The 9,406-nt window shown below is 55.0% G+C and carries 8 protein-coding genes; 1 reads left to right on the forward strand and 7 read right to left on the reverse strand.

Features of this window, described 5'->3' with window-relative positions; translation table 11 throughout:
• Positions 1-144: 144 nt before the first annotated feature.
• The 7 genes from J1785_RS07085 to J1785_RS07115 form a co-directional block, all read right to left on the reverse strand.
• Complete coding sequence (locus J1785_RS07085; protein ID WP_217219118.1) at positions 145-1,944, reverse strand: ABC transporter ATP-binding protein; 1,800 nt, start codon at positions 1,942-1,944, stop codon at positions 145-147.
• A 2-nt stretch (positions 1,945-1,946) separates the two neighbouring features.
• Positions 1,947-2,864 carry an ABC transporter permease gene (locus tag J1785_RS07090; RefSeq protein WP_217219117.1) on the reverse strand — a complete coding sequence of 306 codons (918 nt, stop codon included), beginning with the start codon at positions 2,862-2,864 and terminating at the stop codon, positions 1,947-1,949.
• On the reverse strand, positions 2,864-3,838 hold the full coding sequence (locus J1785_RS07095) for an ABC transporter permease (RefSeq protein WP_129953396.1): 975 nt from the start codon (positions 3,836-3,838) through the stop codon (positions 2,864-2,866). The genes J1785_RS07090 and J1785_RS07095 overlap by 1 nt, the downstream gene beginning before the upstream one ends.
• Positions 3,835-4,797 carry a nucleoside hydrolase gene (locus J1785_RS07100; protein ID WP_217138777.1) on the reverse strand — a complete coding sequence of 321 codons (963 nt, stop codon included), beginning with the start codon at positions 4,795-4,797 and terminating at the stop codon, positions 3,835-3,837. Before J1785_RS07100 ends, J1785_RS07095 begins: the two co-directional genes overlap by 4 nt.
• A 4-nt stretch (positions 4,798-4,801) precedes the next feature.
• Positions 4,802-5,752, reverse strand: coding sequence for a nucleoside hydrolase (locus J1785_RS07105; protein ID WP_129953394.1), 951 nt, complete (start codon positions 5,750-5,752; stop codon positions 4,802-4,804).
• The gene (locus J1785_RS07110) at positions 5,749-6,633 is read right to left on the reverse strand and encodes a dihydrodipicolinate synthase family protein (protein ID WP_129953393.1); all 885 of its coding nucleotides are present in this window, start codon (positions 6,631-6,633) and stop codon (positions 5,749-5,751) included. Before J1785_RS07110 ends, J1785_RS07105 begins: the two co-directional genes overlap by 4 nt.
• An 80-nt stretch (positions 6,634-6,713) precedes the next feature.
• Positions 6,714-8,273: an ABC transporter substrate-binding protein gene (locus J1785_RS07115; protein ID WP_129953392.1), complete on the reverse strand. Its 1,560-nt coding sequence runs from the start codon at positions 8,271-8,273 to the stop codon at positions 6,714-6,716.
• A 141-nt stretch (positions 8,274-8,414) separates the two neighbouring features.
• Here J1785_RS07115 and J1785_RS07120 point away from each other — a divergent pair, with 141 nt between their 5' ends.
• Positions 8,415-9,302 (forward strand): LysR family transcriptional regulator, encoded by an 888-nt coding sequence (locus tag J1785_RS07120; RefSeq protein ID WP_129953391.1) that lies wholly within the window; start codon positions 8,415-8,417, stop codon positions 9,300-9,302.
• Positions 9,303-9,406 lie beyond the last annotated feature (104 nt).

The raw sequence follows: 9,406 nt of genomic DNA on the forward strand, positions 1-9,406 counted from the left end.
GCGCAGTCCATAATCCCAGAAAAAAAAAGCATTTTTTGCCTGCAATTGCTTAAAGTGGCATCGATTCCCATTTTTAAATCCCACTAATGGAATGTCGGGAGGGTCAGGAGGGAAGAGAAAGGAAAATCCAGGTGAAAGGCACCGTTAAAGCTGCACGAAATGTCCGTTGCTGACTTCGCGGTAATGGCGCACCGGCGGCTGATAAGTAGCAGCGCGCAGAGGGCTGGCAATTTCTTCCGGTACCACGGTGCGTGTGTGGTGAACATCCGGGTCGGGCACCGGTACGGCGGCCAGTAGTTTGCGGGTATAAAGATGCTGCGGATTTTCGAAAATATCCGCCCGCGAACCGATTTCAACGATTTCACCCAGATACATTACCGCCACGCGATGGCTGATCCGCTCGACCACCGCCATGTCATGCGAGATAAACAGATACGCCAGCCCGAGCGCCTGTTGCAGATCGAGCATCAGGTTAATGACCTGCGCTTTAACTGACACATCCAGCGCGGACACCGCTTCATCGGCGATAATCATTTTCGGCTCGAGCGCCAGCGCGCGTGCAATGCAGATACGCTGGCGCTGTCCGCCCGAAAACTGATGAGGAAAACGCATCGCCATATTGCTTTGTAATCCGACCTGCTCCAGCAGTTGCGCCACGCGGTGTTTAGCGCTGGCGGCATCGTGCAAACCGAGGCTTATCATCGGTTCGGCAATCGCCTGGCCAATGCGCATTCTCGGGTTAAGGCTTTCGTACGGATCCTGAAAAATCATCTGCGCCTGGGTACGGATTTCAGCCAGCCGCGCGTTGTCTGCCCGGCGGATATCCTGTCCGCAGATCAGCACATCACCGGAAGTCGCTTCGGTGAGACGTAAAATTGTGCGTCCGGTGGTGGATTTGCCGCAGCCGGATTCACCGACCAGTGAGAGAGTTTCGCCCGGTTGCAGACTGAATGAGATATCTTCCACCGCATGTATGCGGGCAGATACGCGGCGCAACAGACCGGATTTCACATCAAAACGTGTCACGAGGTTTTTAACCTCCAGCACTGGCTGACCGCGGCGCAGCGTATCGACAGACACCGCCACCGGCAGCGGTTCGCCGGTCTGCATGTCAGTCAGCGGGAAGCGTTTCGGCAACGCTATGCCATGCATCGCCCCCAGCCGTGGCACCGCCGACAACAGCGCACGCGTGTAAGGATGTTTGGAGTGATGGAAGATTTCCCGCGTGGTTGCCTGTTCTGCGGCTTCGCCACGGTGCATCACCAGCGTGCGATCCGCCACTTCCGCCACCACGCCCATATCGTGGGTGATGAACAGAACAGACATGCCCTCTTCCTCCTGCAAGGATTTGATCAGCGCCAGAATTTGCGCCTGAATGGTCACATCCAGTGCGGTCGTGGGTTCATCCGCAATCAGCAAACGCGGATTGCAGGCCAGCGCGATGGCGATGACCACGCGCTGACGCATGCCACCGGAAAAACTCAGCGGATATTCATTCATCCGCGAGGCGGCTGCCGGGATGCGCACTTTCTCAAGCAAACGGACAGCTTCGGCACGCGCGGCAGCATCGTCCATACCGCGATGTCGCTTCAGCACTTCGGTAATTTGCACACCGATTTTCAGTACCGGATTCAGGCTGGTCATCGGCTCCTGAAAAATCATACCAATGTGGTTGCCGCGGATGCTTTGCATCTGCGCACGGTTAAGGCTGAGCAATTCCCGACCATCAAACTGAATACTGCCGGAATAACGGGTCTGTTTTTCGTCCAGTAAGCGCATAACTGACATCGCCGTCACGCTTTTACCAGAACCGGATTCTCCCACCAGCGCCAGTGTTTCTTTCGGGCCAATGGAGAACGAAAGGTCACGCACCACATTCAGCCATTCGCCACCCACGGAAAATGCGGTATTAAGATTATCGACCTGTAAAACCGGGGTCTGCATCATCACTCCTTATTCCGTGGGTTGAGGATATCGCGTAAGGCGTCACCGATTAAGTTGATGGCGACAATCAGCACCAGCAACGTGATGCCGGGGAAAAAACTTATCCAGTAATCGCCGGACATCAGGTAATCAAAACCGTTGGCAATCAGCAGACCGAGCGAAGGCTCGGTAACGGGCAAACCAATGCCAAGAAACGACAATGTGGCCTCAAGCATGATGGCGTAAGCAATCCGCATGGTTGCCACGACAATCAGCGGCGGCAGGCAGTTAGGTAAAATATGGCGAAACAGAATGCGCGGACGGGAAAGCGCCATACTGCGCGCGGCATCCACGTAACTGCGGCGACGTTCCAGCAGTGCCGAACCGCGAAGGGTACGTGCGTAATAGGCCCATTGCGTGACCACCAGCGCAAGAATAATTTTATCGACGCCCTGCCCAAGCACTGCCAGCAAAATCAACGCAATCAGGATCGGCGGAAAGCTCAGCTGGATATCAACAATACGCATGATCAGTGCATCCGTTTTGCCGCCAGCGTAAGCGCTGATAAGTCCCAATGTTGCGCCAATGGTCAGCGCAATTACCGCACTGGAGACCCCCACCAGCAGGCTGGTTCGCGTGCCGTACAAAATGGCGCTCAGCAAATCGCGCCCCTGATCGTCGGTACCGAGCCAGTAGATCATGCCATTCAGGCTGGATGAACCCGGGCTCAGGCGGCCATCCATGATATCAAGCTGCGACAGATCATACGGATTTTGTGGCGAGAACCAGGGTGCCAGCACCGCCAGCAGAATGGCGATACCTAAAATGATCAGGCCACATAAGGAGAATTTATTGCGCAGCAACGCACGCACGGTGTTGTAAAATGCCGGGGACGTTTTGCCCTGAACGGCTGAGCGAGAATGTACGGAATCAGACACCATCAGTTGCCGCCCCCCAGCCGCACACGCGGATCCACCAGCACATACAGCACATCCACCAGCAGGTTGATCAGGCTGAACATCACCACGGTGATCATCAGATACGCCAGGATCACAGGCCTGTCGAGCACGGCAATAGAATCAATAATCAGTTTACCCATGCCCGGCCAGGCATAAATGGTTTCGGTGACCACGGCAAAAGCAATCAGCGACCCCAGCTCCAGTCCGATGACGGTAATCAGCGGGATCAGCGTATTTTTCAACACATGAACCAACACAATGCGGCTTTCCGATAAGCCTTTGGCGCGGGCAAAACGGATGAAGTCCTGTTGCAGGCACTCAAGCACCCCCGCGCGGGTCAGACGAATAACCAGCGAAATTTTAAACAGTGCCAGATTGAAGGCGGGCAGAATCAGATGTGCCAGACCGTCGGCGGTAAAGAGGCTGACAGGAACGCCGAAAACATCCACCGTCGCACCGCGCCCGGAGGCGGGAAGTACGCCAAGTTTGACGCTGAACAACATGATCATCATCAGACCAATCCAGAACGTCGGCAGGCTGAAACCTAAAATCGAGACAGCCATGACTGATTTCGATAACCCTCCGTCAGGATGCAAACCGGCGTAGACGCCGAGCGGAATGCCAATCACCAGCGCCAGAACAAAGGCCACCAGCGCCAGTTCGAGTGTTGCGGGCATACGCTGAAAAATCAGGTGCAGTGCCGGCTGGTTGTAAATGAATGAGTTACCCATGTCGCCATGCAGGGCATTGACCACAAACAGGCCATATTGCTCCCACACCGGTTTATCGAGGCCAAAAGACTGGATCACACTGAGGCGTTCAGCGGGCGTGGCCGTGGTACTGATCAGCAAATCGACGGGGTTACCCACCAGATACACACCCCAGAAAACCAGCAATGACATCACGAACAGCGTCAGCAACGTTTGTCCGAAACGCCCGAGCAGGTAACGGTTCATGCGCACATTTCGCCGGATGAATCGCCGTAACGGGAAAATACCCGGCGTATCAGGCTAAAGAAACCGGACTCATCGACCGTCTGCATGACCACCGCATTCGCAGGCGTCGCCAGTTTGTTCCAGAAATCCGCGTAAGTATAGCCGGCAGTATGACCGGAAACCGCCACACCCACGCGGGCGGGCTGGCCTTCAAACAAGCCGGGTTGCAATAACCACGCGACAGTGGTGGCGTCATGCACCGGCCCGCCTTCGCGACCAAAACGACTGAGATCACTACGGTCAAACGCATTCAGTAACGCAGCAACGGATTCTCCCGGCAGGCCGCCATCCTGTTTTAATGCCCCGATATCCTCTGCACCGATCAGCGCCTGAAAGGTCATATCGAGTGGCATGATGATCAGCGGTACGCCGCTGTTAAATACTTTTTCAGCCGCATGCGGATCGGCATAGACGTTAAATTCGGCCCATGGCACGCGATGGCCGAGGGCGGTAAAGGCACAACTCATGGTGACGATCTGTTTGATGCCGCGTGCGACATCCGGATGCATGCCGAGCGCCAGCGCGATATTAGTCATCGGGCCAATCACGCACAACGAAATCGGGTCATTATCTTCGGCAGCCTGTCTTAAGGTACGCACCAGAAAATCCACGGCGTGTTCAGCCCGCGGTTGCAGGCCGGTGTCCGGCACCAGTTCATCGTTAAACGCGCCGATATGCGCGTACTTGCCGTAAACCTGTTCGCGTACCAGCGGACCGGGCGCACCGGCGAAAACGGGCGTAGCGGTTTTGCCGGACAAGGCGACAATTTTGCAGGCGTTACGCACGGTGTCTTTCAGCGCCACATTACCCGCGACAACGGTCACGCCGAGCACGTCCAGCTCCGGCGAGGCCAATGCCAGCCACAACGCGATGGCGTCATCCACGCCAGGATCGGTATCTATAATGATGCGCTGGCTCATAATTTTATTTCCCGGCATAACGTGAAAGAAGTTCGTAAAACAGCGCGAAGATTTTGGTCGCGTCCACGCGCGTGACGATATCGACATTGGGGGTCAGCCCCGACTTGCCGTACCAGTCGGCGACGGTTTGCCCCATACACAACTCGCTCTCGTGTTCGACAAACACCCGTGCTTTTTCGGTACCGAACAGTTCCGGCGCCAGAACGTAAGCAATCACCAGCGGGTCATGCAGCGGCCCGCCCCGTGACCCGTAACGGCGCACATCGTTGCGATCCCAGAACGCCATCAGTTCGCCCAACGGAGCGGAGAGACGTCCGGAGACTTTGATAAACTTCGCCACATGTTCCGGTGTGAGAATCACCTGGTGCGTGGCGTCGAGCGGTAAAACGGTGATGCTGAGCCCGGCGGAAAACACAATATGCGCAGCATGGGGATCGGCGAACATATTGAATTCGGAGGTCATGGTACGATTACCGGCTTCGCGATAGGCCCCACCCATCAGCACCACGCGGCTAATACCGGCAGTGATCTCAGGTTTCATACGCAGCGCTGTTGCCAGGTTGGTCAGCGGCCCGAGCACGCACAGTGTCAGTGGCTGATTATTTTCAATGGCCTGTTCGCAACGGTTGATCAGAAAGTTAACAGCATGAAGGGATTCGGCCTGTTTTTGCGGCGCGGGAAAGGCGGTGTTACCCAGACCATTTTCACCGTGAAACTGGCCATGGATCGGCGCACGCAGCAGCGGCTGATGACAACCGGCAAACACCGGGATATCCACCCGGTAACCCAGTTCGGTAATTTGCAGCGCATTGCGGGTAGTATTCACCAGTGGCTGATTGCCACACACTGTGCAAATGCCGAGGATATCCAGCTGGGGTGCGACGAATGCACTGAGCAGCGCGATAGCATCGTCAATACCCGGATCGCAGTCAATGATCACCGGTAAGGTTTTCACAGTGCCCCCACAGAGCGCAAAACATCCGCGATTTCCTGACGCGCAGCCTCGTTTAACGGCACCTGTGGCGGCAACGGATCGCCTACCTCAAATCCCTGTAATTGCAGCGCCGCTTTGATACACCCCGCGAGGGAATATTTGGCGAAGATTTCATTGATGCGCCACAGCGGACGCTGCAATGCCATCGCTTTTGTCCAGTCACCCTGCTTCGCAGCTTCATACAGTGCCAGACTTTGTTTCGGTACAATACAGGCCGGGCCTGCCATCCAGCCCACGCCGCCAATCAGCATCACGCAGGCCGGGATATGTGCCGAGGCGGCAAAAACCTGCATCCGCCCCTGTGTGCGTTCAATAATCGACAGCAAACGACCAGTGTTGGCCGAGGCATCTTTAATATAGTTGATATTTTCCACATGACTCAGCCGCTCAATCAACGGCAGGCTGAGATCAGAACGCTGGAACTGCGGATTGGTGTACAGCACGACCGGCAGCTTTCCGGCTGCGGTCGCGATGGCACGAAAGTAATTTTCGACGCCCTGTTCGGGCACCGGGAAATACGCCTCAAGGATCGCCAGAATACCGTCCACACCCAGAGCGACGTAGCGAGCGGTTTGCGCTACGGCGTCCTGAATGGTGGTGGCGGCGACACCGGCAATGACCGGAACGCGCCCCCGGGCGGCTTCCACAACGGTTTTCACTATCTCAGTGCGCTGTTCTGCATTGAGATAGGCAAACTCACCTGTACTGCCAAGTGGCGTCAGACCCTGCACGCCACTGGTAATCAGATGTTCAACCAGCGCAGTCAGCACCGGTTTATCTATCTGGCCGCCGTCAGTGACCGGCGAAACCAGATAGGGATACACACCGCTAAAAGAAGTCATAGCTTCTCTCTCTTTTCTTAGAACAACCCTGGTGTTGGTGCTCTATTCCCGCCTTGGTCTGGTATGTACTTTGCGCTTATTTAGTGTTTCTCATGCACAAAGTACGGCAACGTATAGCCGTCGGAGCGGCCGACGTAGGTATAAGGTGTTTTCATCGCCCAGGTGTAGGAGAGGAACAGCAGCGGAATGACGCCTTCGTCCTTCATCGCAATCTCTGTGGCATGTTGCAGTAACTTTTCACGCTGGCCGTCGTCGAGGGTTTCCCGCGCCTGCACCAGTGTTTTATCAAACTCAGGGTTCGAGTAACGTCCGCGGTTACCCTGTCCGCCGTTCGGCCCGAAGGTTTCGAGCAACGGTCCCAGCACACCGGAGGCTTCACCGGTTTCAATCGCTGCACCGCCCATGATCAGGCTGAAATCGCGTTTGGATGCGCGGGAGAAATATACGCTGCCCGGCATAGTGACAACGTCAGTTTTAATACCGATACGGCTGAACATCTGGCCGAGCGCCTGCGCGATTTTAGAATCGTTCGGATAACGGTCGTTCGACGCATGGAAGGTCAGGGTGAAGCCATCCGGATAACCGGCCTGCGTCAGCAATTGCTTCGCTTTCGCCGGGTCATAGACCGGTGCGGCAATCGCCGGGGTGTAACCTAAGTAGCCTTTGGGCACCAGCTGCGATGCGGGTACGCCCTGCCCGTCCATGATACGGTCAACTATCGCCTGACGGTTTATCGCCAGCGACATCGCCTCGCGCACTTCCCGCTTTTTCAGCGGATTGCTGCCGTCCGGCCCTTTAGCAAACGGCGACACATCACGATCCTGATCCGGGTGTAAATACAAAATACGGTTACCGGCCACGGATTCCAGCTGCAGGCTGGCTTGTTTGCCCAGATTTCGTCCGTCTGCCGTCGGTACACTTTCGATCATGTCAACATCACCGGAACGCAACGCAGCCACGCGGGCGCTCGGGTTTTTGAATACACGTAACGTCACTTTATCCCACTGAGCTTTTCCGCCCCAGTACTGGTCATTGCGCACCAGCACCACGTTATCGTCCGGCGTCCAGCTGACAAATTTGAACGGACCGGTACCGGTGACGTCTTTCCCTTCGTTGAGGGTTTGTGACCCGACCGTTTCCAGACGCGCCGGTAAGATGGCGACACGGCTTAAGTTGTTCAGTAATAACGGTGTCGGCGCTTTAGTGGTAATTCTCACCGTTAAAGGATTGATCTCGGTGACCTCAGCGATATCGTTAACGTACGGCGTATAGGCGCTCGGGCTGTTCTTTGACGCCAGCGCCACGCGTTTCACGCTGGCAATCACATCTTTAGCCGTGAACTCACTGCCATCGTGGAATTTCACGCCGGGACGCAGGGCAAATTCCCAGGTGGTGTCATTAATCACTTTCCATGACACCGCAAGCGCAGGGGTAATCTGTTGTTTTTCGTCCTGATTCACCAAACCATCAAAAATATTACGCGCCATCGCGCTGTTGGCACCGCCGACGTAAAATTGTGGATCCATGGAAGTGGTAGAAGCAGCCAGACCGAGAGTAAGATCAGCCGCGTGTACGGTCTGTGAAACAAAAAGCGTGGCCAGTGCCGGGAAAAGCACTCCTGCCAAAACGGACGTTCTCATGCATTTAACCCTTAATTATTTTAGATTTTCAGGCAATGTGTGTCAGATCCTAAATCCGAGTCTAGGGGGTGGACTTCTGAATTGAAAATTGTATTTTGTGTTACATCCATAAACAAATGTTATGGATCTTGAGGATGTATTATGAAAATTAATCCCAGACAGGTTGAAGCTTTTCACAAGGTGATCCTTACCGGCGGCATTACCGCTGCCGCAAATATGATGAACATCACCCAGCCAGCGGTGAGCCGCCTGATCCGCGACTTCGAATATGCGGTTGATCTGAAGCTGTTTGACCGGGACGGACGCGGCTTGATCCCACGGGACGATGCCATCAAGTTGTATCGTGAAGTCGAGCGTTTGTACCTCGGGCTTGAACATATTTCACGTATTGCTGATGAAATCCGTCATTCAAAAGGCAGTGTTTTACGCATCGGTACGGTTGCGGCGCTTTCTGCGCTTTGCGCCGAACACATTCTGCCGCCACTGATTGAGAGTATTGACGACATCTCGCTGTTTCTGGATATCGAAAGTACTACGCACATCACTGATGTGGTGACCAGTAATCAGTACGACGTCGGGTTTATTTTTGGTAAGCCTGACGTGAAAGGACTGGAAGCAGAGATGCTGGCACGGGCGAATGCGGTCGCCGTGATGTCGCCGCGTCATCCGCTGGCCCAACAGGACGTGGTCACCGCGATGGACCTGACGCGTTACCGCCCTATTATTCCCGGGCGAAAAACGCCGCTGCGTGAACAGCTGGATCAGGTGATGAGCCGCCTCGATTTATATATGAATAACCCGATTGAAACGTCGCTGAACAATTGTTGTGTGATGGCGGGGAATAACCTGGGCATAGGTGTGGTCGATTTCATCACCGCACGCAGCCACAAAAGCGATATCGTTCTCAAACCGTTTACGCCCGATATCAGTATTGCCTATCTCGCCGTTTTCCCGCCGCAGATCCCAAAAAGTCGCCTGGTGGAACACATCACTCAGGAAATGAAGACCTTAATCGAGGGCTATTTGTAAAACGACCCGACAGGTTCGCTAAAATCATACCCGTCAGTCCAAAGTGGTATCCCCCCATAGCGATAAGCAATTCGCTGATAATGTGTGCGGCCAACTAGATGAAT

This window comes from Rahnella perminowiae (assembly GCF_019049755.1).
Lineage (GTDB): Bacteria > Pseudomonadota > Gammaproteobacteria > Enterobacterales > Enterobacteriaceae > Rahnella > Rahnella perminowiae.

Bases quoted from the DNA above. Each gene is read 5' to 3' on its own strand.
- J1785_RS07115 (WP_129953392.1), bottom strand. From the start codon at position 8,273: ATGAGAACGTCCGTTTTGGCAGGAGTGCTTTTCCCGGCACTGGCCACG.
- J1785_RS07120 (WP_129953391.1), top strand. From the start codon at position 8,415: ATGAAAATTAATCCCAGACAGGTTGAAGCTTTTCACAAGGTGATCCTT.
- J1785_RS07110 (WP_129953393.1), bottom strand. From the start codon at position 6,633: ATGACTTCTTTTAGCGGTGTGTATCCCTATCTGGTTTCGCCGGTCACT.
- J1785_RS07085 (WP_217219118.1), bottom strand. From the start codon at position 1,944: ATGCAGACCCCGGTTTTACAGGTCGATAATCTTAATACCGCATTTTCC.
- J1785_RS07095 (WP_129953396.1), bottom strand. From the start codon at position 3,838: ATGAACCGTTACCTGCTCGGGCGTTTCGGACAAACGTTGCTGACGCTG.
- J1785_RS07100 (WP_217138777.1), bottom strand. From the start codon at position 4,797: ATGAGCCAGCGCATCATTATAGATACCGATCCTGGCGTGGATGACGCC.
- J1785_RS07090 (WP_217219117.1), bottom strand. From the start codon at position 2,864: ATGGTGTCTGATTCCGTACATTCTCGCTCAGCCGTTCAGGGCAAAACG.